21 protein-coding genes and 1 tRNA gene are annotated in these 23,835 nt (G+C 44.1%); 9 read left to right on the top strand and 13 right to left on the bottom strand.

Translation table 11 applies throughout. From position 1 onward, the window contains the following. Positions 1-182 precede the first annotated feature (182 nt). The 4 genes from menA to RIC07_RS04635 all read right to left on the bottom strand — a co-directional run bounded on the left by menA (position 183) and on the right by RIC07_RS04635 (position 3,626). On the bottom strand, positions 183-1,094 hold the full coding sequence (gene menA / locus RIC07_RS04650; protein ID WP_446393491.1) for a 2-carboxy-1,4-naphthoquinone phytyltransferase: 912 nt from the start codon (positions 1,092-1,094) through the stop codon (positions 183-185). Between the two features lie 100 nt (positions 1,095-1,194). After that, the gene (locus RIC07_RS04645; protein ID WP_446393490.1) at positions 1,195-1,536 is read right to left on the bottom strand and encodes a cytochrome P450; all 342 of its coding nucleotides are present in this window, start codon (positions 1,534-1,536) and stop codon (positions 1,195-1,197) included. Between the two features lie 14 nt (positions 1,537-1,550). Continuing rightward, positions 1,551-2,816 carry an RNA-guided endonuclease InsQ/TnpB family protein gene (locus tag RIC07_RS04640; RefSeq protein WP_446393489.1) on the bottom strand — a complete coding sequence of 422 codons (1,266 nt, stop codon included), beginning with the start codon at positions 2,814-2,816 and terminating at the stop codon, positions 1,551-1,553. Positions 2,817-2,960: 144 nt separating this feature from the next. Continuing rightward, a complete protein-coding gene (locus RIC07_RS04635) occupies positions 2,961-3,626 on the bottom strand; it encodes a cytochrome P450 (protein ID WP_446393488.1) in 666 nt (221 codons plus the stop codon). 196 nt (positions 3,627-3,822) lie between these two features. Between RIC07_RS04635 and RIC07_RS04630 the strand changes: the two genes are divergently transcribed. Further along, positions 3,823-5,274 carry an isochorismate synthase gene (locus RIC07_RS04630; RefSeq protein ID WP_446393495.1) on the top strand — a complete coding sequence of 484 codons (1,452 nt, stop codon included), beginning with the start codon at positions 3,823-3,825 and terminating at the stop codon, positions 5,272-5,274. A 230-nt stretch (positions 5,275-5,504) separates the two neighbouring features. Here the strand turns inward: RIC07_RS04630 and RIC07_RS04625 are convergent. Then, positions 5,505-5,593, bottom strand: a tRNA-Ser gene (locus RIC07_RS04625). 593 nt (positions 5,594-6,186) lie between these two features. On the opposite strand from RIC07_RS04625, the gene RIC07_RS04620 reads away from it, so the two are divergent. The 3 genes from RIC07_RS04620 (at position 6,187) to RIC07_RS04610 (ending at position 10,130) form a co-directional block, all read left to right on the top strand. After that, complete coding sequence (locus tag RIC07_RS04620; protein ID WP_446393487.1) at positions 6,187-7,455, top strand: glycosyltransferase family 4 protein; 1,269 nt, start codon at positions 6,187-6,189, stop codon at positions 7,453-7,455. A gap of 295 nt (positions 7,456-7,750) precedes the next feature. Continuing rightward, complete coding sequence (locus tag RIC07_RS04615; RefSeq protein WP_446393486.1) at positions 7,751-8,488, top strand: DUF1995 family protein; 738 nt, start codon at positions 7,751-7,753, stop codon at positions 8,486-8,488. Between the two features lie 187 nt (positions 8,489-8,675). Continuing rightward, entirely contained in the window at positions 8,676-10,130 is a 1,455-nt protein-coding gene (locus RIC07_RS04610; RefSeq protein WP_446393485.1) for an adenylate/guanylate cyclase domain-containing protein, read from the top strand. Positions 10,131-10,581: 451 nt separating this feature from the next. Here the strand turns inward: RIC07_RS04610 and RIC07_RS04605 are convergent, their stop codons facing one another. After that, positions 10,582-11,079: a GNAT family N-acetyltransferase gene (locus RIC07_RS04605; protein WP_446393484.1), complete on the bottom strand. Its 498-nt coding sequence runs from the start codon at positions 11,077-11,079 to the stop codon at positions 10,582-10,584. Positions 11,080-11,245: 166 nt separating this feature from the next. Between RIC07_RS04605 and RIC07_RS04600 the strand changes: the two genes are divergently transcribed. Both RIC07_RS04600 and RIC07_RS04595 read left to right on the top strand, forming a co-directional pair. Continuing rightward, positions 11,246-12,367 carry an amidohydrolase family protein gene (locus RIC07_RS04600; protein WP_446393483.1) on the top strand — a complete coding sequence of 374 codons (1,122 nt, stop codon included), beginning with the start codon at positions 11,246-11,248 and terminating at the stop codon, positions 12,365-12,367. Between the two features lie 249 nt (positions 12,368-12,616). Further along, positions 12,617-13,978, top strand: a complete 1,362-nt coding sequence (locus tag RIC07_RS04595) for a DUF2157 domain-containing protein (RefSeq protein ID WP_446393482.1) — start codon at positions 12,617-12,619, stop codon at positions 13,976-13,978. Between the two features lie 95 nt (positions 13,979-14,073). Here RIC07_RS04595 and RIC07_RS04590 read toward each other — a convergent pair whose 3' ends face one another. After that, positions 14,074-15,006, bottom strand: coding sequence for a bestrophin family protein (locus RIC07_RS04590; protein WP_446393481.1), 933 nt, complete (start codon positions 15,004-15,006; stop codon positions 14,074-14,076). 743 nt (positions 15,007-15,749) lie between these two features. On the opposite strand from RIC07_RS04590, the gene RIC07_RS04585 reads away from it, so the two are divergent. Next, positions 15,750-16,412: a GDYXXLXY domain-containing protein gene (locus RIC07_RS04585; RefSeq protein ID WP_446393480.1), complete on the top strand. Its 663-nt coding sequence runs from the start codon at positions 15,750-15,752 to the stop codon at positions 16,410-16,412. Between the two features lie 259 nt (positions 16,413-16,671). Beyond that, positions 16,672-17,616: an alpha/beta fold hydrolase gene (locus tag RIC07_RS04580; protein ID WP_446393479.1), complete on the top strand. Its 945-nt coding sequence runs from the start codon at positions 16,672-16,674 to the stop codon at positions 17,614-17,616. A 34-nt stretch (positions 17,617-17,650) separates the two neighbouring features. Here the strand turns inward: RIC07_RS04580 and RIC07_RS04575 are convergent, their stop codons facing one another. Then, positions 17,651-18,043 (bottom strand): hypothetical protein, encoded by a 393-nt coding sequence (locus RIC07_RS04575; protein ID WP_446393478.1) that lies wholly within the window; start codon positions 18,041-18,043, stop codon positions 17,651-17,653. Positions 18,044-18,098: 55 nt separating this feature from the next. Beyond that, a complete protein-coding gene (locus RIC07_RS04570; RefSeq protein ID WP_446393477.1) occupies positions 18,099-18,587 on the bottom strand; it encodes a DUF6232 family protein in 489 nt (162 codons plus the stop codon). 268 nt (positions 18,588-18,855) lie between these two features. Between RIC07_RS04570 and RIC07_RS04565 the strand changes: the two genes are divergently transcribed. Beyond that, on the top strand, positions 18,856-19,392 hold the full coding sequence (locus tag RIC07_RS04565) for a helix-turn-helix transcriptional regulator (RefSeq protein ID WP_446393476.1): 537 nt from the start codon (positions 18,856-18,858) through the stop codon (positions 19,390-19,392). An 84-nt stretch (positions 19,393-19,476) separates the two neighbouring features. Here RIC07_RS04565 and RIC07_RS04560 read toward each other — a convergent pair whose 3' ends face one another. The 4 genes from RIC07_RS04560 to pyrR form a co-directional block, all read right to left on the bottom strand. Next, entirely contained in the window at positions 19,477-19,629 is a 153-nt protein-coding gene (locus RIC07_RS04560; protein ID WP_446393475.1) for a hypothetical protein, read from the bottom strand. A 273-nt stretch (positions 19,630-19,902) separates the two neighbouring features. After that, complete coding sequence (gene sppA / locus RIC07_RS04555) at positions 19,903-21,717, bottom strand: signal peptide peptidase SppA (RefSeq protein WP_446393474.1); 1,815 nt, start codon at positions 21,715-21,717, stop codon at positions 19,903-19,905. 180 nt (positions 21,718-21,897) lie between these two features. Then, on the bottom strand, positions 21,898-22,926 hold the full coding sequence (gene fni / locus RIC07_RS04550; protein WP_446393473.1) for a type 2 isopentenyl-diphosphate Delta-isomerase: 1,029 nt from the start codon (positions 22,924-22,926) through the stop codon (positions 21,898-21,900). A gap of 66 nt (positions 22,927-22,992) precedes the next feature. After that, positions 22,993-23,532, bottom strand: a complete 540-nt coding sequence (gene pyrR, locus RIC07_RS04545) for a bifunctional pyr operon transcriptional regulator/uracil phosphoribosyltransferase PyrR (protein WP_446393472.1) — start codon at positions 23,530-23,532, stop codon at positions 22,993-22,995. Positions 23,533-23,835: the final 303 nt, after the last annotated feature.

Raw genomic sequence — 23,835 nt, 5'->3', positions numbered from 1 at the left:
CTACTATCTCAACCAGGGCTGGGGATCAATAGAACTCCTGCCCAAATATCGCAGCATCCTCTCCAAAGCAAAGTTCTGAGTATCCTAGATGAAGTACCTGGACATACATTCTGTACGTTGTACTAAGAAATGTTAACCAACCTCAAATCCTTATTGTTCCCTGTTCCCTGTTCCCCCATTACTTAGAGAGAAAGATTCGAGAGAACAAAGCCCCATCCGAATAATAGTCCACTCCAAAAATGCAGCTTAACGGCGATAAATTTACAATTGCTGACTTTCGTCGGTTGATCATGATAGTCGCAAACATGCTGGACTAACTCAACAGCAAAGGGTAAACTCAGAACGATTAATCCTGTCCAAATCGGAAACATTCCTAACACAATAAACAAACCCGTCAAGGCAAAAATGCTGCCGCTTAACCAAGGAAGGAGTTTAGCACCACGTTGAGTTCCCAAGCGAACAATCGGCGATCGCTTTCCGGCGGCTATATCGTCTTCAACTTGATGGAAATGGGAGCAAAATAAAATAATCGAGGTACTAATGCCGATAATGATTGAGGCAGCTAACCCCGTTGACGAGAAGGTTTGGGCTTGGGAGTAGTAAGCCGCCGCCACCGCCATGGGACCAAAGGTAAAAAAGCAGATCACCTCACCTAACCCTTGATACCCCAGGCGGAAGGGAGGACCTTGGTAACTATACCCCAAAGCGCAGCAAAGCAAGACAATGCCAATCACCGTCCAATCCCGTTGCCACCACGCGATCGCGATGATTCCCAGGATACCTGCGGCTAAAAATAGATTACTTAACCCAAAAATTAACGCTTTATTCCCGGTTAAATTCACCAGTGAATGATGTTTGTTGTGATCAATTCCTGTTTCTGAATCAAAGACATCATTACTAAGGTTGAGCCAAGCAATAATTAAAATAGCTGACAGTAAAAATGTGCTAAAGATTCCCCAATGCATAAGGTGCGTTTCCCCGTAGGCTACAGCCGTACCAATCCAAATGGGAATGATAGCCACGCTATACATCGGTGGTTTAAGCGCCGCTAACCATAACTTATTTGGGGAATGAGCAATGAACTTTGTGGTCATGAGAGCAAGTTAGACATCCAGTAGACTAGCGCTGATCTATTCTTGTTTCCCGTTTTGGGTCGAGCAATCAGATCAAAAAGGTACTCTATTTTACAACGGATTACTGATAACTTATGACTTTTTCTCTAGCTGAATGAACATGACGCTGGGTCTTCACCATCATGGGACAAGCCTTAGAGGGAACAATGGTAATCCCTCGTCGCCACGGTTGTACAGACGTGTTGGGGGCAATCGCCAACTGATAACGGCATAGAACCGTTGCCAAAACCAGTTTCATTTCAAATAAGGACAATGCCATGCCGATGCAGCTACGACTACCGCCGCCGAAGGGGAAATACTCATACGGGGAAAACTGCTGATGCATAAAGCGTTCGGGTTTAAACTGGTCAGGTTCGGGATAGACATCCTGGCGACGGTGGGCAATCTGTTCATAAAGTGACATCCTCCCACACCAAATCATAGATTATGGTGTGGGCTTCCAACATCACTGTTGGACATTGCTGCCCTGCGCCACTTATCTAGGCTAAATGCCCCCGACAGCCCGACTTGACAGCCAATTTCTTTCCCCCAGAGTCCCTGGGTACTCAGTTGCTCATAACCTCGGTTACAAATCTCCTGTGCCGAGGCTATATCCCTATCGACTTCATATTTGCATTCTGGGCAACTATGCCACCTATCAGATAGTTCTTTCCTAACCTCAATGCGACAATTTGGACAAGTTTGGGATGTGCCTCTGTGGTCAACTTCAGCGACATAAACACCGCGTTGTTTAGCCACATAATAGAGGATATCCCTGAACTGACCAAACGCTGCATCAATCGTATGTTTGCCCAGGAATCCTTTAGCCATGGTGCGGAAATCAATGTCTTCTAGGAAGATAGTTCCCGCCATATCACATAGCTTATGGGCTAGCTTGTACTGATAGTCTTTTCGCTTGAATGCAATATGGTTGTGTAATTTCTCTACTTTGCTTCTGGCTTTTTCGTAGTTCCTAGAACGTTTCTCTTTTCTGGATAGTCTGCGTTGCAGCACTTTAAGCCTACGGTGCATATTCTTGAAGAATTTGCGCCCCGGTTCTACGAAGCCATCACTGGTAGCCAAATAACTATTCAATCCAACATCTACCCCAATAAAGTGACCATGAGGCACAGCATCAGGGATAGAAATATCAGAACAAATGCTGATAACGGTAAACCAACCCACCGCTTTTTTAATTACCCTAACCTGCTTAACTACAAACCCATCAGGGATTGGGCGGTGTAAATTGATCTGAACTTTTCCCAATTTGGGTAGCTTGATCTGCCATCCGGTTATTGGATTGACTACAAATTGAGGGAAAAGCATCGACTTCATTTGCCCATACTTTTTGAATCTTGGAAACCCATAACCCCGATCCCTGAAGAAGTCCCAAGCATCATGCAGCCGTCTGATGGTTGTTTGCAATACCTGAGAGGGTACTGACTTCAACCTAGGGTAATTTTTTTTAGCTTTGGGTAAATTATTCTGTTGTTGCTGATATCCAGGAAAAGGGTAATCAGCACTCATTATGTATTCTGACTCCTTACTGCACCTATCCACAGGACACTTTCTTGAAGCAATCCAGTCCTTTAGCTCTCTAAGGGCATAGTTGTAGACACCTCTACAAGTTTCAAGCCACTCATTGAGCAACTCGACTTGTTTAGCATCAGGGTAGATTCGATAGGTGTAGTTTAGATTCAGCATACACTGATCATAATGTCTTTTACTGTAAGTGTCAAGTTGCGGTAAGATTCAATTTCGGAGGCATTGAGCCTCACTCAATTGACTTGGGGAGTGAAGGCATCTCAGCGCCAACATTGAGCGAAGTCGAAATGTATGGCGCGAGATTTATAGCTCCCCAAACCCCTCATTAGTTAAATCATCAATTTGCTGCCGTTGCCGTACAAACTTGCCCCAGGGACTCCACCCACCCAAATCTTGCTGCAATGGTGTCCAGAAAAAATGGATGGAGTTCAGGGGGGAGGTGATATTGTTCAAGAATGGTTCAATCAGTTGTTTCAGCCTGTCATAGCGATCGCCCGAATTAAGACCAAACACCACCCGTAAGATGACTTGGAGGGAAATTTCCGACATGTAGTCCCGAATGGGAAGGGATGATCCGGGCTGCCAATCCGCGATCGCATCGGTTGTAATATCCCGTATAAGCCGACTGTAGGTGGGCAACCGTTTCCCATGCAGAGGCGGCATCAACAACCCCCGCATGACCTGGTGTTGCTGTCCATCCAACATAATCAGGGAGGTAGAACCCGTCAGGGGGCGGAAGACATCGGTGACTTTACCCAACTCAAATTTATCAGAGGACGTGGTAAATATGGATTGAATTGCCTGGGGGTGGCTGAAAAAGACCACAGGTGGGGAGTTCCGACCTAGTAAGCGGAGGGTAAAGGCATCGCCGTAACGCTGCGTACAGAGGTCGAGAAATTTAAGCGGATCAGCGATGAGTTGCAGCGTTTGCACAAAAAACGGCAACGTTGGACCATCAGGCAATTTCATTCCACTTTTTCCGGGCTGAGGCAACAGGTAACACTTTACCCATAAGGCGGGGGATTCAGTCAACTGGATTAACTCCCTTATGGCTGACCGGGCAAAATATGCAATGGTAGATAGAAAGGCAGACGTTGAGTCGTGTAGCCGACATCTGGGGAAACTGTCTTGCCTGGATCACCGAAAATCTGCAATCCTCTTGTACATGGCGTATTTATCATCTCATACGGATCGCTTGCCAGACCACAAGGAGCTATACCAGTTCCTTGTCGCTTGTCAGCAGGCATCTCTTGAGAAAGGCTGCACTCAAATTGCCAGTATTTCTGTGCAAATTCCCAGGGTTGATCCACTGGCGGTACTCCAGATTCTTGGTGGAACTCAGTCATTCCAGTTTTACTTAGAAAAAAGAAAGGAAAATGAAGCGATTCTGGCTATTGATGCGACTATCTATGCTGAACTTGAAGGAATCAATCGATTCCAACACGCTAAGACTGTCATTCATAATTATCTAAAAGACACTTGGATTTGGCTTCAACAAAATCAAACTATCTCGTTTTCCGGACCGCACTTTTTTTGCTTTTTTACATTTTTTGCTTTAAATCAACCGTCCCCATTTCGAGCCGCTACCATTTTTCTTCCTCGGTGGCAAGTGGCGTTTCGGGGGAATAGCGGTACAGTAGTGGCGAATGTTCAAGTTGATCCTCACGTCAACATTAAACGACTCTTGCAAGACCTATATAATCAAATTGCTGAAATTAAATTTTCAGAGCATAAACCCAGTTCGCTGACTCGGATTAATTGTTCTCCATTTATCCCGCCAAAATCCATAAATACTGAAGCCTTTAAGTCAGCCGTGGTCGCCGCCTTAAATTTTATCGATGCCAATGAATTTAGTAAAATTGTTCTGGCTAATGCCGTTGATATTTTTTCCCACCAGCCCTTTAACCTCGTCCACTCCCTAGATAATCTGCGCCAACGCCATCCGGATTGCTATATCTTTTGTGCCAGCAATGGTAAAGGACAGAACTTTCTCGGTGCGAGTCCTGAACGGTTAATTAGTATTCGTGACCATCTCTTGGTAACGGATGCCTTGGCTGGATCAGCGCCGCGTGGAAGGATAGCCACTGAAGATGCTGAGTTTGGCGATCGCTTGCTTGGTTCTGAAAAAGAGCAGCGTGAACACCAATTTGTCCTAGATTTTATCACTCAACGCCTATCTGAGTTGGGACTCATCCCCCAATACTTACCTGCGCCCCAACTGCTTAAACTCTCTAATATCCAGCATCTATGGACACCAATCCAAGCACAACTGTTTACCAATGTCCATCCCCTAGACATTGTTGCCCAGCTTCATCCTACCCCTGCTGTAGCCGGTGTTCCTACCCAGATTGCTCAAGAACAGATCCGCCGCTACGAAACCTTTGACCGTTCCCTCTATGCAGCCCCGTTAGGTTGGATTGACTATCAAGGCAATTGTGAGTTCATTGTCGGTATTCGCTCAGCATTAATCGACAGCAACCCGTCTTCTCTAAATCATGACAACACCTACCGCGCTAGACTCTACGCCGGGGCGGGAATTGTGGCGGGTTCTGACCCCGACAAAGAACTGGCAGAAATCCAACTCAAGCTTCAGGCATTACTCAAAGCATTGCTTTAGTCATTCGTCATTCGTCCTTTGTCCTTTGTCCTTTGTCCTTTGTCCTTTGTCCTTTGTCCTTTGTCCTTTGTCCTTTGTCCTTTGTCCTTTGTCCTTTGTCCTTTGTCCTTTGTCCTTTGTCCTTTGTCCTGTTCGCTGCTATCCCAGCTACTGTCATATCAGGATGACTGATTTCTGGCTACGGCAAACGCTAAACCAATAACTTAGTTCAACTTGAGGAGTTAATAAAACGGAGAGGGAGGGATTCGAACCCTCGGAAGCGCCTAAACACTTCAACAGATTAGCAATCTGCCGCTTTCGACCACTCAGCCACCTCTCCAAGGCGGTGCTTGACTATCATAGCAGATTACAACCCCTTTTTGTCTAGTGGGTGGATGCAAATTACTCACCTATCCGGTTGTGTGCGTCTTTACATAACTAAATTTTTCTTTACATATTGCAACTTTGATTTCTAGAGGCTATACTCTTTTCAAACGAGTAAAACTCAGCTCTTTTCATTAGCTATTGCTAAGTCTGCACCCTTTAAGCTATATACAACAATGATGAGGTTTCCGATGAAATTTGGTGTAGTCTGGTAAAGCCGTCCATGACCTGAAAGAGGAACTCATTTCTCAAGCTCTATAGTAGGGAATTACCAGCCCAATCCGGCGTCGTTTCAGTTAGTTAATTCTTTCTGCGAAAAGTAAAAGGGAGGGAAATGTGGCACAAGTCTTCCCACTCAAGGGTTAATTCACCCTTGGTTGCTTGTAAGTTAAGGGTTCACAGCATTTACCATCCTGTAGTCTGATGCGGACAAAGCCCTCAGCGTTTAAGGTTTTCTCAACCAAAAATCTGAGCGGAGGGAAAAGCCGCACAAGCATCAAACGCTTAATTAAGCTTAACCCTTGTTGAAATCGAGGATTAGACCAACTTATGACCAGTAAACGTAGACAGCATATTGCTCTCATCTCAGTTCATGGCGATCCCGCTGTGGAAATTGGTAAGGAAGAAGCGGGTGGACAGAATGTTTACGTGCGCCATCTGGGTGAAGCCCTTGCCCATCTGGGATGGCATGTAGATATGTTTACCCGAAAAGCCAATGCTGATGATCCTGTCATCGTAGACCATAGTCCACGTTGTCGGACTATTCGTTTGAAAGCCGGTCCAGAGGCATTTGTCCCACGGGATAAGATCTTTGGCTATACCGGCGAGTTCTTAGATAATTTGCTGAGGTTTCAGGAGTGGGAAGGTGTTCGGTATTCCCTAGTGCATACCAACTACTGGATTTCTGCATGGGTGGGGATGCAATGGAAAAAGCGGCAATCGATTCCCCAAGTTCATACTTACCATTCTCTAGGTGCGGTGAAGTACCAGTCAGTCGAAGCGATCCCCATGATTGCTGGTACTCGCTTGGATGTGGAAAAAGCGGTGTTAGAGACAGCCGATCGCACTGTGGCTACATCTCCCCAGGAAAAAGACCATATGCGATCGCTGGTTTCGAGTAAGGGTCATATTCAGATCATTCCCTGTGGCACAGACATTCAACGCTTTGGGGCGATTGACTGCCCTCAAGCAAGACTTGAATTAGGATGGAATCCTGATGACAAAATCATCTTTTATGTGGGACGCTTTGATCCGCGTAAAGGTATAGAAACTCTGGTTCGCGCTGTGGGTTGCTCTCAGATACGCCATGATCCCCAAGTGAAACTGATTATTGGTGGCGGATCACGTCCCGGTCATAGTGATGGGATTGAGCGAGAACGGATTGAGGCGATCGTTGATGAACTGGGGATGAGGCATATTACCACATTTACCGGACGCATTAGCGATGAACTTCTATCGGTTTACTATACGGCGGCTGATGTCTGTGTGGTTCCCAGTCACTATGAACCCTTTGGTCTCGTGGCAATTGAAGCCATGGCTTGTAGTACGCCAGTTATTGCCAGTGATGTCGGTGGGTTGCAATTTACTGTCGTACCCGAAGAAACCGGATTACTGGCACCGCCTAAAGATGAGGTGGCTTTTGCTGAGGCAATAGACCGCATTCTATCTCACCCCGACTGGCGCAATCAATTGGGTCAAAGGGCAAGACGGCGGGTGGAGGAAAAGTTTAGCTGGGATGGTGTGGCGCATCAACTCAGTGATCTTTATCTCCAGTTAGTCCGAAACTCCTCCCAGGTGTTGGAACAAGCCAGCGCGTAAACGACTCAGCGCTGACAATTACTCTTGCGAATCCCCTGCATTCTAAAGGGGATTCATCAATGATGTACCAGACGCTCCCCTCACGGGAGAGCGCTGGCTTTTTATGCCTTGGTGCAATCACGCTTCAGACCTAATCGCTACAAGTCTTAAACATTGGTCGGAGCGGGGGCGATCAAAACTCAAAATTCAAAACGACTCCCTGTTCCCGTTTGTGATTCATAGTTCGTTACAATTGAAAGGACACGACGAACAAAAAATCAAGGATAAAGGACAAAGGACAAAGGACAAATGACCGATGGCTGAACTTCCTCAAACATTAGACGAAGCGATCGCTCAAGCTCGCGAAGCCACACAAGCCGCCCTCAATGATGGATACACTCGCCTGCAAGTCGAGTTAGTGTTTCCAGAGATTGCCCTGCAAGCCCAATCCATTGCATGGCAATTTACCCCGATCTTTGAACAGTATGGTTCGGGGCTAAAGGTTCTCTTCCCTGATGCTGGGGCGGCGGCACTTGCCCGTCGAGACTGGGGAGAAACGCCGTTTAAAGTGACAGACATTGGTACAAGTCGCTCCCCTGTCGAAAGTAGGATTCAGCCAGAGGATGAGGCGTTTTTGATTGTTTCCCCTTCGGCGGTGGAAGTGAGTCAAGTGGAAAAACTCTGCAATTTGGCAGGCGATCGCCCCTGTGTCTTACTCACGCCTCAGCTTGAAGATCTGAAAGTGGTGGGTATTGGCTACGCCGCCCGTCAACTCCGTGAACGGTTTCTCAGTACCCTAACTTCTTGTTACTACGTCCAACCTCTGGATGGAGCGGCTCTACTTCGGGTTTATCCGGGACTATGGCAAATCTGGCTGGAAAAGGAAAATGCCTATCAGCTTATTGCTGAAGAACCGCAAAAACCTGTAGGAGATGCCATAGAACTGATTATTGCTAAAGTAACGGGTAGCGGTGACTCAGAAGACGCGCCTGCCCCCAAAAAACCAGGGTTTCTCTCTACACTACAGAGCTTTTTAGACGCATTGAGTCGTTAATCAAACATCTAAACGCTAAACGCCAAAAACCCACTATATCTAGCGTCTTTTTCGCAAAAATGTTGAAAAAGCGCTATCTATGATATGATTCTACACTTTATGACGCCAATGTAATAATTGAAATTGCATAAAAAATTTTGATAGAGGGTGCAAAAACCGACCGTAAATCTTCCCTGGAACATGTCCAATGAATCCTTCTTGTGAGGAGAATGAGCCAAACCTATTCCATGGGGAAGCATCTCTCCAAGCCTTTTTCGCTCTTTCTGCTGATTTGTTGTGTATCCGTGATAGTAACGGGTATTTTAGAGAACTCAACTCAGTTTGGGAAAAGACTCTAGGCTGGACGTTAGATGAACTGCGATCGCGCCCTTGGTTAGAGTTTGTTCATCCTGATGATGTGGCATTCACTTTTGATATGGAGAATCAATGTCACACTCTCCAGGATAATAAAACCCCAATTCGCCTTAAAAATCGCTTTCGTTGCCGAGACGGAAGCTATCGTTGGCTATCTTGGCGTTTGGGAGCCTATCACAATAGTGTAAGCCATGGTATTGCCCAAGATGTCACCGGAAGCAATTGGCGAGGTAGTCACGCATATCGAAAAGGAGTCCAGGAAACCGTTAAGCTACGCGATCAAGCGATCGCAGCCAGCAGTGTCGGCATTGTCATTGCTGATGCACGTTTGCCAGATATGCCGCTTATCTATGTTAATCCTGCCTTTGAGAGAATCACGGGTTACTCTGACGCTGAAGTACTGGGTTATAATTGCCGTTTCTTGCAAGGAAAAGATACCAGTCAGCCAGCCGTTGATCAACTCCGTGCGGCGATTAAAGCCGGAGAAAATTGCACCGTTACCTTACTCAATTACCGGAAAGACGGAACACCGTTCTGGAATGAATTGACAATTTCCCCCATTTATGATGATAGAAACAACCTGACTCATTTTGTCGGCATCCAGTCCGATATTAGCGATCGGATAAAAGCGGAACAAGCCCTACGCTTAGAACAAGAAAAGTCAGAACGGTTATTACTCAATATTTTACCTAAGCCTATTGTTGACCAATTAAAACAGTTTGAGGGAAGTTTAGCCCAACAATTTACTGAAGCCACGATCTTATTTGCTGATATTGTCGGCTTTACACATCTTTCGGCTCAAATGTCTCCCTTAGAACTGCTTAATCTATTAAATAATATTTTTTCGGTTTTTGATAAATTAGCCGAAAAACATGGCATTGAGAAAATCAAAACCATTGGCGATGCTTATATGGCGGTGGCAGGTTTACCGATCGCGAATGATCATCATGCTGAGGCAATTGCAAACATGGCGTTGGATATGCAACAAGCCATTCAACAGTTTAAAACACCACAAGGGGAACCCTTCCAAATTCGCATTGGCATTAATACGGGTTTGGTAGTGGCTGGTGTAATTGGGATCAAAAAGTTCAGTTATGATCTTTGGGGAGATGCGGTGAATGTGGCATCTCGCATGGAATCGTTGGGACTTCCGGGGAAAATTCAAGTGACGGTGGCGACAAAAGAGCGTTTGCAGGATCAGTATATATTTGAAGAACGGGGCGCGATCGCGGTTAAGGGAAAAGGGAAAATGATCAGCTATTGGTTGGTTGGGAAGCAGAAGTTGTAGAGATGTGCCATGGCACGTCTGGGAGATGAGAGAGTTAATTCAAAATTCAGCCAGGGGGAGTTTTGTACAAAACGTTCTTGTAGGTTGGGTAGAGCGATAGCGAAACCCAACAGGTTAACGATGGCGTTGGGTTACTCTTCATGAAGAAGGTTCCGCTTACATTCTGGACTGATATCATGTCCGGTCAAACACCCCTAATAAAAACCCCTAAAACCTTTGTTGCTACAGTATTGCAATTATGGGTAATCGTTAGGACATGATATGACACAGCTAAAATTGTGGATTAGATTTGACCATTGAATCGGGCGCAAGTCTTTGCGCCCCTACAGTTTCTGGGCGTGGGCTTACTCTATCAAATTAGATGTGCCACGCCACTACAGAGGTGACATGTTCTCACACTGTTCCCTGTTCCCTGTTCCCTGTTCCCTGTTCCCTCTCCTAACCACAATACTTATTCAGCAACCCTACACTCTAGTTGTTTAACATAAACGCGATCGCACCGCTTTGTCTCTACCCCTGTGGTGGGCTGATAGCCGCTACTTTCATAAAGCTGGATGGCTTCTTTGAGGGCGCTGGCGGTTTCAATCCAAATTTGTTGGAAACCCCGGTTGGCAATTGTTTCCTCAAGCTGTTGCAACAAAAATTTACCGAGTCCTTGTCCTCTAAACTCTGGAAGCAGGTACATTTTACGAATTTCTACAGCGTTTTTGCCGCGTTCGACTGGATAATACGCCGAGGTTCCCACAACTTTACCTTGGTATTCGATTACCCAAAACTCTCCCCCAACCGTTTGATAGAAGGTTTCGACGTCAACCACATCGCGATCGGCTCCCCTAGGTTCCCAGGTTAAGCCGTATTCTGATAAGACTGAACCAATCACCTCGGCGGCGTTGACGCGATCGCGCGGTTCCCAGTCACGAATTAAAAAGTCACGGTAATAGGTTTTCATTGTGTACAAAATAAAGCATGTCGAGTTTTATTATCCTCTTTAGTTAACTTTCGAGCAATTGTCATCAACAGAACAGTGCTACCTTTTCAATATGTCTATGGTACATACTGGTAAAATTGGCAGAAACTACACTAAATTATGAATAATAAACCATAAATTCAAAATAATGGTCAACCTCTGGGACATTGCCGCGATCGATCAACATGCTCACAACCTACTGAACCCCTCCGCCACAAAACGTTATCCTTATACAGCGGCTTTTACGGAAGGGTATCATCCTGATATTATTAATCATCATGCCCGTTATAGCCTGTTTTACCGTCGTAGTTTACGGGATATTGCTCAACTTTTGGATTGTGAGCCAACAGAAGCTGTAATTCTTGAACATCGCCGACAACTAGGGTTAGACAAACTCACGCAGAAATGTTTCCAGGGTTCTAAGCTTGAGGCAATATTTCTCGATGATGGCTTTTTGCCCGGTGATATTCTGCCACTGGAATGGCATCAGCAATTTGTTCCTGTGCAGCGGATTTTGCGATTGGAATATCTAGCAGAAAAGCTGATTATAGAGTCAGACAATTTTAAGACATTTTGGGAACGGTTCCGCAGTCAGCTTGATCCACCATCGGCTGGAATTGTGGGATTTAAAAGTGTTGCTGCCTACCGAACAGGTTTAGATATTCAATGGACACCCAAGGCGTTTGCTAAACAACGATTTTATGAAATCAAGCCAACGTCAAGTCAATCCTTACGCCTATCAGACAAGCCATTTATTGATTTTGTAATCACCCAAGCTCTAGAAATTGCTGGCAAATACCAGTTACCGATACAATTTCATACAGGGTTTGGTGACCCGGATTTGGATCTGCGCTTGAGCAATCCCTTGCATCTGCGATCGCTCCTTGAAGATAAACGTTTTGAAAACGTCCCCATTGTCCTACTACACGCGGCTTATCCCTATAGTCAGGAAGCTGGATATTTAGCATCCGTTTATCCTCAAGTCTATCTAGATTTTGGATTAGCCGTTCCGTTTTTGAGTCATGCTGGAATGCGTCGAACAGTTCAGCAACTGTTAGAACTGACGCCAACCAGTAAACTGATGTATTCCTCAGATGCTCACAATATCCCAGAATTGTATTATTTAGGTGCAAAATGGGGGCGAGAGGTGCTCAGTCAGGTGTTAGATGGGGCGATTCAGGATGGTGATTTGACAGCAAAGGAAGCTGAATCAGTTGCTTATGCGATTCTCTGTGACAATGCCCGAAAACTTTATTTGGAAAAGTCATAAACAATAATTAATGGGTCATAATAACAATTGCATTTTCATTTTTATTTCGCCTAGATTTAGATAGTATCTGTAGGGGCGGGTTTAGGGACATCCGTGTCAACTTAAGCTCAACCCCTCACCCCCAGCCCCTCTCCCAAGCTTGGGAGAGGGGAGCAAGAGGGGAGCAAGAAGAATTGACTCTACCCAACCAACTCGAATGTTTGAAATGTTACAACATTTTAAGAGGTGAAACCGGACTAAAATGCTAATATGCCTTCCCAGAAGTTTCGTCGTCAGTTGCGTCAAGAAGCACAGCAATGGCAAAGTGAGGGGTTAATTGATCCCTCTGTCTATGAACAACTTGCCCAACGCTATCAATTTGGGGAACTCGAAACGGCTTCCCGTAACCAATTTGTCTCGATTCTGCTGCTGATCGGTAGTATCCTTTTAGGCGTAGGCGCGATCGCGTTTTTTGCCGCTAACTGGCAAGTTTGGTCGCGAGAGTTGAAAGTGGCGTTACTCCTACTGCTATTTATTGGATTCAATATAGCAGGTTTTGTTTTGTGGCAACGTCCTAAAGGAGGACAACGCCGTTTAGGACAAATATTGCTGGTGCTAGGGGCGCTGATATTGGGAGTAAATATGGCGCTGATCTCCCAACTCTTTCAGCAAAATAGACCTGCTTACCAATTGCTGCTGCTTTGGGGAGTTGGCGTCTTGGGGATGGCGTATAGCTTGCGGTTAACTGGCTTAGGCATACTTTCTGCCCTTTTGATCGGAATTGGATATATTCAGGGACAAGGACAACCCGAATTTTTAGCGATTGGAGAGATAGCATGGCTGCGGCTGATGGTACGATTTATGCCCGTAGTCGCGGGTATGATGTTTATCCCCTTAGCCTACTGGTGTGGTTCTCGGTGGATATTTCGCCTCGGTGCGATCGCGGTGATTTATTCATTGGAGGTGAACTTACTAAGCCTCAACGTTTTAATCGCCCCAGCTTGGGTTAGCGCGATCGCTTGCGCCCTTCCGCCAGCATTACTATGGGGGTACAGGGATAGGTTCTGGAGACGGTATCTTTCTAATGCTAAGTCTTTCGAGAGTACAGCCCGCACACTTGCCATTATTTTCCTCAGTCTCTTATTTTCTCTCTTATCGTTCTATTGGATGTGGAATGTTTCCTTTATGCCATCTGCCAATAACGCCTTTCATGTACCGTGGTATATTTTGGTCAATTTGTTTATCTTCGTCAGCTTAACAATTTTGGAATGGCTGCATAGGTGGCGTCAGTGCGATCGAACAACTAGCTTTGTGGCTTTCATGATTGTAATTAGCGCCGTCATTCCCTATTGGCATCTAAAGACGGGTTCCTTAGATATCGCGGCAGTATTAACGTTCAATTTAATGTTACTCGTTTTAGCGATCGGTATAATCCGTAAAGGAATCACCCAAGCCCAACGACGTTTTTTCTGGGGAGGGTTGGTGCTGTTAACGTTGCAAGTCTTAAGTCGAATGGTTGAGTACAATACCGATTTATTATTCAAATCCCTGGTCTTTTTACTGTGCGGTGGCGGTATTATAGCGGCTGGGGTAAGTTTTGAATACTATATTCGTACTCAACACTCTAAATAGGGGCTGCTGAATAAATGTTATGGTGGGGATAGGTGTTAGGGCGTCTGCATCAATAATTCGATAACCGTTTAGCATGGCAAGTAGGTTATCATTTTTTATTGGTTATTGGTCATTTTCCAATGCCTCACAAAAGGCTCTAGCGTGATTAAATCTTCAATATTGTGTTGCATTGTCGTGCAAATTGTATCTAAGGGTAAGTCATTGGTATCATAACCAAAGGGATTTTCGATTTCAATGCCAATTTCCTCAACCCCAAACACAGCAAAACTAATCACTCCTACAACTATGCCAGTTAGCCAATTCAGTTCGCTAACCATCGGAAATGGCAGTGATAGGCAATAAATTAATAACAATTGCTTCAAATGAATCGAATAACCTAAAGGGATAGGAGTCTTGAGAATCCGTTCACACATCCCTAAAAGGTCAACCATTATATCGAGTAATTTTAACATGGCAGTGAGTTGATAGGTGTTGAGATAATCCCGTTCGTGCTGCTTTTGCAGATAATCTCCAATCCAAAAAGCAATTTCCAGGGGTGGGTGATTCATGGATTGGAGGATTTGATACCGCTCTGCTGACATCAACGGTTCTAACTCACGGTGCGATCGCTCTCCTCGGAGATGTTGCTTAGTCGCTACAGCAAACGCTACTAATAAGCGCAATGTTTCTTCTTTTGCCTGTTTATCTTCTGAGTTATTTTCGGCGATAGCAGTCCAAATCTGGCGAGCCAAGTTACGAACTGTATTAACTAACATTCCCCAGATTTTACGACCTTCCCAAAAATGTTCGTAAGCCGTATTGGTTCGGAAAACTAAGAGTAAACCTAAGACAATACTGGGAACCAGTCCACTCAAAACGGGCAAAGATACGGAAAATCCAAGCTCATAAAAGAGTGAAATAACCAACCCAAAAACACTGCATAAGATAACGCGAGGTAAAACAGCTATAATGACTGACCCTTTTACGCTTAAAGCAAGACGAAACCAATTCCGTTTCTGCCAATCCGGGTCATTAATTGAAGTTGGCATCGTTTTTTTGTTTTTGCTGCCTGTTTTTCCAAAAAATATTTGACTTAATTTTCTCATTTTTTTAACAAACAAATTGTCTTTAATTTGGGTTATTAAATTATTTCCATAACTTGAGTGTTGACAGTAAGACGATTATTTATTCAACTACAAATTCGCACAGTAAGTACCAAAAACCACAAAATTTTAAAATTTATGATTACTGGTCTCAGTTCCTTTTGTCAAGCATAATTGAGCTACTCTTATCCTATATCCGCTTCATCAACAATTTTGAATACCTTAGACGCTTCTGGTGCAGGGTTAAGTACATCATCAGAGCCATAGCGAACAATACTCACATTCCGTACTTCAAGTTGAAGTAGTTTTTTGTAGTACAATAAAAGCGATTAATCTCAGAACCGTCTTCAAATATTTGTACAGACTTTCTAACACAGTGTAGTATAGGAACTATGAGATAGTGTTTTTATAATCTTGGAAAGAGTGTATCACATCAAGTCTGAAAACGTTGTACTTAAGTAGGTGGACTCAATTAAAGTTAGCGGTGGAGATTAGGGAACAGGGAACAGGGAACAGGGAACAGTAAGGGTTTGATGCTTGTTTACATAACTTAATCTAGTTAAGTTTATTTCCACCAACCTACTTACGATAATCTCCGGGGAATCATAGCTATTATGGATACAGACAGAGCCGCATTTATCCTAGTTAATCTAGAAGCTCTAACATTCTCAAGATAAATGAGTATTCAAATGACAAATAACACGACCCATTCTATTCCTTTCCGACGATTTGCTTTGACTCTCTTATTCCAGACTGTGTTAATTCTGTCAGTTCCTGCCCAAGCGATTTATACTCATATCACAGGTAAAAACATCATTTTGCAAACAGCCCCCTTAGAACCCTACAATCTGTTGCGAGGCTACTCTCAGACTATGAGATATGACATTTCTAGTCAAGAGCAATTACGCGGTTTACCAGGTTGGAACAATTTACCTAAACAACAAAGTGATGACAACACCGTAATGTTTATCAAGCCAGGAACTCACTTTTATGTAATTTTAGCAGAACCGATTTCACTCAGGTTGCCTGGACTACCACAACCGTGGGAACCTATTTCTCTGAATCTCAAACGTCCTACCAATCTCAACAATAATCAGGTTGTTTTGAGAGGAATTGCCCAACGGGGATTAATTGAGTATGGACTCGAAAATTATACTATGCCTGAAGCAGAACGGAATCAGATTAATGAAGATCTGCGGGCAGCAAGACTTGCCAATCCTGAACAAACCCAACAAATTCCGCCTATTGTTATGGAAGTTAAAGTTGATGCTTGGGGAAATGCGGTTCCGATTAGTCTTTGGGTACGGACTGGTGAAGCGAATCAACAAAATATTCGCCAGTATCGTCTCTGATTTAGTCATTCGTCTTATGTCATTTGTCCGTAATAGTGGAGGGTGTAGGTTGGGTTTCGACTTCGCTCAACAAAAAAAACCAAAGGCTAAACCCCTTACTACGCACTGTGTCACGCCCCGACAATTGAATCAGGGCAGGTTTTGTTGATATATTATCAATAAGTTAGGGCGGGTTTTGTTGTTCATTTATTGATGACAAGTCGTTTTAATGGCTAAACCCGCCCCTACATAATTTATTACTTTTGACTGTTGACTTTTTATGACGACTACTTCACACTCCTCCATCCCGTCAGCAACAACTGAATTTTACAGTTGGCGTAATTATCGTTGTGCTTACGAATATTATCAGCCGAATCAGGCTAGCGATACACCATTGGTGTTACTGCATCCGATTGGCGTCGGGTTATCAGGTTGGTTTTGGTATCGCTTTTGCCAACAGTGGTATCAAGTGGGATATTCTCAACCCATTTATAATCCTGACTTACTCGGATGTGGTGACAGTGATATGCCCCATGTTGCTTATCATCCTACAGATTGGGCGCAGCAGTTAAATTATTTTTTACAGACTATTGTCAAAAAACCCGCTATTGTGGTGGTGCAAGGTGCAGAATTACCCGTAGCCCTTTCTCTCGTCCAGTTGCCAGATGCATCAAATTATGTCAAAGGATTGGTATTGTCGGGTCCACCGTCTTGGGCTGTAATGACTCAGGAAACCTCTACGTTGAAGCACAAACTTGCCTGGAATCTGTTTGATTCGCCTTTTGGTCGTCTATTCTATCGCTACGCCCGTCGCCGTCAATTTTTGCGTTCGTTTTCCTCGAAGCAGCTATTTGCTGAACCAGACGATATTGATGAACAATGGTTAGACAGTCTCAGAAAAGGTGCTGCTGATACCGCTAGTCGCCACGCTGTTTTTTCGTTCCTATCTGGGTTCTGGCGACAAGACTATCAACAGGTTATTGCGTCCATTCAGCAACCGACATTTGTGGTAGTAGGTGAAGAAGCCAGCAGTATCAGTCGCGAGGGTAAATTAGAAACACCAGAGCAACGCTTAGATTACTATATCAAGCATTTGCCCCAAGGTCAGGGGTGTAAAATTCCGGGTCGCAATGTTTTACCTTATGAGTCAACGGCGGCTTTTGTCTCTGTTGTTGCCGATTGGATTGATCAACAGAAGTTAACCGAGTTCATGGGACAAGAATGAGTCAGGGTGAGGACTGTTTTTTTATCTCAATAAATTATTCAAGTCCAAATAGCTGAGACAACATTGGCTTTAATTTATTCCAAGCTAGAAACAACGTTGCCCCCATGTGTAAGCTAGAGAAAATTCCTTTCAGCATGGTCAAGGCATCTTCGGCTTGTTCTTTTTTCTCTCCCTCTTGGGGAATTTCAGCCGCTTTTGCCAAGGCTTCTACTTGTTTTAATGCTTTGATTTTATTCTTATCATCTAGACTGGGTTCAGTTTCAATAGCTGTTTTTAGCTGGATCAGCAGTTCTTTTACGCCGGGTTTCTCAGGATCGTTAGATGCCGGTAGTTCGTTAATAGCTGCCGAGACATTTCCTTTAACCGTACTACTCTGTATTATATTACCTGTTGCATTTCCACTAATGCTGATGGAGTTATCTGGCATATCAAAATTCCTCTCAATTCAATGTAAGCTTTATCGGTCAATGAAATGTATGTTGTCAATGATTGCGACCTTCCACGTTACTCCCCTGTATAATGTTGCCTTGAATATTTCCTCCAATTTCAATAGTCATAGAACTTCCTTCTGGAGCCTTTTCCATAAAATAATATAATTTTCTGACAGCCTGTTTTATCCAATCTATATCACTGGTTACAAATAGTTTCTTGTCACCAGAGTTTAGGTATATTTGCAGTCCATATTGTTTGGGTCTAGCTAAACTCAACACTCCTAATATCAAATCCGCAATTAGTAGTATAGAACCCCATTGATTATATAAAACAAACTTTAAATAAAATCCAATAACAAACAATATAAAAATTAATAAAATTGGCACTCGCTGTTTGATTTCGCCTATACCAAATCCAGTGACATTTTTACATTGATAAACATCATCGCCAAATCGTAGAGTATACTTAGTAATATATAAAATATCTGCTTCTTCTAGAGAAATATTTTCTGGTATTTGAAATAAAGCCTTAAGAACCATAATTTAATCATCCATGGCTATTTTAGCTAAAATATATTCAAAATACAGCAGTTTTTACTTGAATGCAGTACACGTAGATTAAAGGGTAAAGATAAGAGGTGAAAGAATTGAACTTACGCGGTTGCAAGCTGCTGTATGTCTTTCGGCTCTAGACCTCAGACGTTTATGTAGTTTATTTTTTTATAATAAGCTAAATTTAACTAGCCATTCCCTGACACACATCAGGATTTATATTAGGATCACATCAGGAATTTAGAGTGCTTCAACTATGACATCCACCGATGAGCAGTTTACCCAGGCGTCAAACCACTGGGACTTGGACACACTGTATACAGACCTCGCTTCGGCTAAAGGCAAACGTCTGACACCCGTTGAGAAGCTACATTTGCGGGGTTTGCTTTGCGGTTATAGTCCGACGGAAATAGCCGAAAAGCTGGGTAAGAATGTTAAGGGAGTGGAAACCGATCTTTGTGCCACTTTGTATCGATATGTTAAAAGTTTGGTAAACAAATGTAATGAAAAAATAGAAAATTGGAGAAATATTACAGAATGGCTTGACGAGGCAGGTTATAAAGCTCAACCACCTGCTGATATAGCCGTTACTGATTTGTTGCCGGAAAAGAGCGTAGTTAATATAAGTAATATCAGTATAGAGAATAATCAAATAGTAATCGCGTTTAATCTACGCATACCGACTACATCCTCTTCAGAAAGTTTAAACCATGATTCTTTGACTAATATGGAGCAAGCTTTGGACTTGAAGAATACTTTTAACGAAAATATTTCTAAAAATTCAAATGGGTAGATAAATAATTTGGTCTTGATATTGGTTATCTAAAGCTCCTCCAGCAATAAGTGGTAATGGTGCGTTACGCTACGCTAACGCACCCTACAGATTTTCTGGATATAATGTGATTTTTTCCGCCTTTAATTGCATGAGATTTCTCACCACAGGTGATGGATTCCGTCGTTGTTCTTGCCTCCTTTTTTGTCCCCACTCTAACCAATGGGTGAGAATATTGAAATAGTCTTCAAGTTGCATCGTTGGCTCTTTTTATTCAAACTTAAAACTAAGATGTAGCAGGCTACGTCTCTACAATCAAAACTCTTTTATGATTTATCCAACTTAAAGACTTAAGGCTGGTTTAACGACTCCTTTGATAATCTAGTCCGCGCAGGCGGACTTGGTTTGTGTAGTGGCGATTTTAATCGCCTACTTTCCTTATACAAAATCGGGGTTAACGACTCCTTTTATAATCCAGTCCGCGCAGGCGGACTTGGTTTGTGTAGCAGCGATTTTAATCGCCTACTTTCCTCAATCGAACCGCCAATTAAACGGTAGACGCGCATAAATCCCTTTTGGATCATTCAGCGCCTGTAACATGGCTAAATCCTCTTTCAATTTCATAAACTCTGCCATTAAGAGATCAGGCTGTCGCGTTTTATTACTATCATTCCCGACAAACTCTTCAATCAGGCGTTCTTCCAAGGTTTGGAATCGCGGATATTCTTCTAATTTCCAATCCTTGCCTAAATTTGCCTCTTTGACGGCATACTCAATCGCATCATCGAGTCCGCCAATTTCATCCACTAATCCCAACTGTTTAGCATCAATACCTGACCAAACTCGCCCCTGAGCAATTTGGGCAACTTTATCTTTGGGTAGCTTGCGAGACTCAGCAACTTTATCGAGGAATTTAGTGTAAATTTGGTTCACAATGTTTTGGATTAGGGCTAACTCTTGCGGGCTTTTGGGACGAGAAACGGTTTGCAGATCAGCCAAACGTCCCGTTTTCACCACATCCCACGTAATCCCATTCTCGTTGGCAATTTGTTGAACATTCATCAGTAATCCAAACACGCCAATTGAACCCGTTACAGTATTGGGTTCGGCAAAAATCCGGTTACCATAGGTGGAAATCCAATATCCCCCAGATGCAGCTACATCTCCCATGGAAATAATTACAGGTTTGGAGTCGCGAGTGAGTTTGACTTCCCGTTGAATAATCTCAGACGCCGTAGCACTACCCCCTGGACTATTCACTCGTAAGACAACAGCTTTTACTGAATCATCAAGGCGCAATTTTCGCATTTGTGCGGCAAAGGATTCCCCTCCCACCTCTTGGACACTTCCTTCACCATCGACGATTTCACCACTGGCATAAAGTACAGCAATTTTATTTTTAGAAGCGCGTTGATGTTCAGGTTTATCGGCGATATCCGCATAGGTGGACAGGTGAATCTGACGAAAGGATTTCTCTGTTTCACTTTCACCCGTGAGTTCCTGAAGTTGGGCGATGACTTCATCGTAATACCCCACTTTATCGACTAAGCGGCGTCCGATCGCATCTGATGCCAAGACGATACCTTGAGTATCCGCGATCGCTTGTAACTCTTGGGGCGTTACTTGACGACTTTTCCCCACCGTTGTCCGAAATTCTGACCACAAATCCTCTAGTAACGCTTGGATCTGCTGTCGGTTTTCTGAACTCAATTCTTTCAAGACAAAGGGTTCCACGGCTGACTTATATTTACCCACCCGAATCACCTGAATCCCAATCCCAAATTTTTCTAAAGCCCCCGTGAAAAACATGGGCTGAGAACTAAAGCCATTCATTTCCAGGCTGCCCATGGGATTGAGGACAATTGTATCGGCGATTGAACTCAGATAATATTCTCCTTCTCCTGAATCCACATCATAAGCAATAATTTTTTTGCCGCTTTCTTTGAACCGTTCTAATGCTTCTCGGACTTCTTTTAGCGTGGCAAATCCTGTACCACTACTGGTGCTTGTCTGTGATCCATCCAGGTAAAGCGCCACAATTCGGGAATCCTCCGCCGCCGCGTTTAAGGTATCGACAACCGTGCGTAATGTAATCGTGTCGGTTTCTTCTCCAGATAGTGCTTCTTCAATCGCTCGACTGGTGCTGGATGTCGGATCGGTATCCCGAACCGTTAAGGATAAGTCAAAAACCAGTATTGATTTATCTTTGACTTGGGGTCCAGTATCTCTGGATGCGGCTGTGATAATTAAACTGATGAGTCCAACGGTACCAATACCGAAAAATAAGGTAAAACCAAGTAGGCTACCCAGCATACTGGCAAGGGTTTGGGTAATAAATTTACGCATTTTCGGGTTATCCGTTATGAGTTATTCGTTATCTGTTTAACCAGCGCTGAGTACCAGACCAATAAACTATAGCTATCCTGACGGACAACTGCCTCTATCCTAACTTGAATATCACTGACTTTAGAGTTTGTAGTAAGCGCTGTCTTCGCTTCTGGCACTCGCATTGCCTACTACAAACATTCATCCTAACTTCTGTAAGGCGTCAGATTGCCTGAGTTGAGACAGATTGGCATTTCCTGTACAAAATAGTACCGTGGTTATTTCCGCAATTAATAACTCCACGAGTTCATTCACCGCCTCTGTAGACTCGGATGCGGCTTGGAGAAAGGGAAAGGCTAATCCAGCTAAATCCGCACCCAGCGCGATCGCTTTGGCAACCTCTAACCCATTGCGTAATCCACCGGAAGCGATTAGGGGAACATCCGGGGCAATGTCTCGAATACTGCTGATACAATCGGCTGTGGGTAATCCCCAATCGGCAAAGGTTTGTCCTAAACGACGTTGCTTGAGATTTAATGCCCGTTCACTTTCAACTTTTGCCCAAGAAGTTCCCCCAGCACCCGCGACATCAATGGCGCTTACCCCTGCGTCAAGTAGTTTCTGTGTCATGGGGGCTGAGATACCATTGCCGACTTCTTTGGCAATCACAGGTACAGGCAACTTGCAGCACAATTTGTGTATTTTGTCAAGTAAGCCGCGAAAATTGGTATCCCCGTTCGTTTGAATACATTCCTGTAAAGGATTGAGGTGCAAAATTAAGGCATCGGCGGCTAACAGTTCCACCACGCGCAAGCATTCATCCAAGCCGTAACTGTAGTTCAGTTGAACCGCACCCAAATTCGCCAATAATAGAATATCCGGTGCTAGCGATCGCACGGCGAAGGTATCCGCCACTTGCGGATTCTCCACCGCGACTCGCTGGGAACCCACACCCATGGCTAATTGATACGTTTGGGCGACTTCAGCAAGGCGGAAATTAATCGTTTGCGCCTGTTGGGTTCCCCCAGTCATGGAGGATATGAGTAAGGGTGCGCCTAAGGTTTTACCCAGAAATTGGGTAGAGATATCAATCTCATGGCGGTTGATTTCCGGTAAACAACAGTGGGTAAAGCGATAGCGTTCTAATCCATTGGTGATTTGATTAAACTGCACATCTTCATTGAGACAAATTCTGATGTGATCGGCTTTGCGCGTTTGGGTTTCTGTCATGTGCTGGAAAATGAGAACAGGGTAGGAGGGTAGGAGAGTTTGCAGCAGATTTCAGCAAACGATGCACTAGAAGACTTTGATTAACTCCACAGCATCTCGTCCATCAACATCCTGTAGGTAAACCTTAACTTGTTCGTCTCTAGAGGTGGGTAGCTGTCTCCCTGTAAAGTCGGGACATATCGGTAACTCACGATGTCCGCGATCGACCAGAACTAACAACTGAATCACTTCGGGTCTACCGTATTCATTCACCGCATTGAGGGCGGCGCGAATCGTGCGCCCACTAAAGATAACATCATCGACCAATACCACAATTTTGCCTGAAAGATCACAGGAAATCTCGGTTTTCGCTGGGGTACGGACGCCAATCTGATCCAAATCATCGCGGTAGAAAGTAATATCGATCGCGCCTACCGCTACTGATTCCTGTTCTAGCATTTCAATTTGCCGTCCTAGCAGCTTGGCGAGGGGAACTCCGCGAGTATAAATGCCTAAAAGGACAAGTTTAGACACATCTCCGGCGCGTTCAATCACCTCAGATGCCAAACGAGTGACCGTGCGGCGCAGTTCTTCAGGGGAGAGAATTTCAATAGTTTGAGTTGGCATTCTCGTTGCTGGTTTGATGGCGGATGGGATAGGACTAGGGGAGAGAATTAGGGATATTGTCTAGAGTTCACGGCATATAGTTTGGATTAGGGGCGGGTTTAAGGACTAATATAAATTGTCTTTCCTAATTTGGTTGCAAAACCCGCCCTTTGTTTAAGTTTGGGGTTAGAAGCTGTTTGCTATTTTCTGGACACATCTAGACATTTCTTCCCGTTTGGGTACTTTTCACGCATAGCTGTAGCCGTCCTTTCGATGAATTGGTTTTTCTACATATTCTAGTTTGATGCCAATCCGTTTTTTGCC

Origin of the sequence: Coleofasciculus sp. E1-EBD-02, from assembly GCF_040218245.1 — a bacterium.
GTDB lineage: Bacteria > Cyanobacteriota > Cyanobacteriia > Cyanobacteriales > Coleofasciculaceae > Coleofasciculus.
The sequence above is the reverse complement of the archived record's forward strand: the minus strand, read 5'-3'. Positions and strand labels throughout refer to the sequence as shown.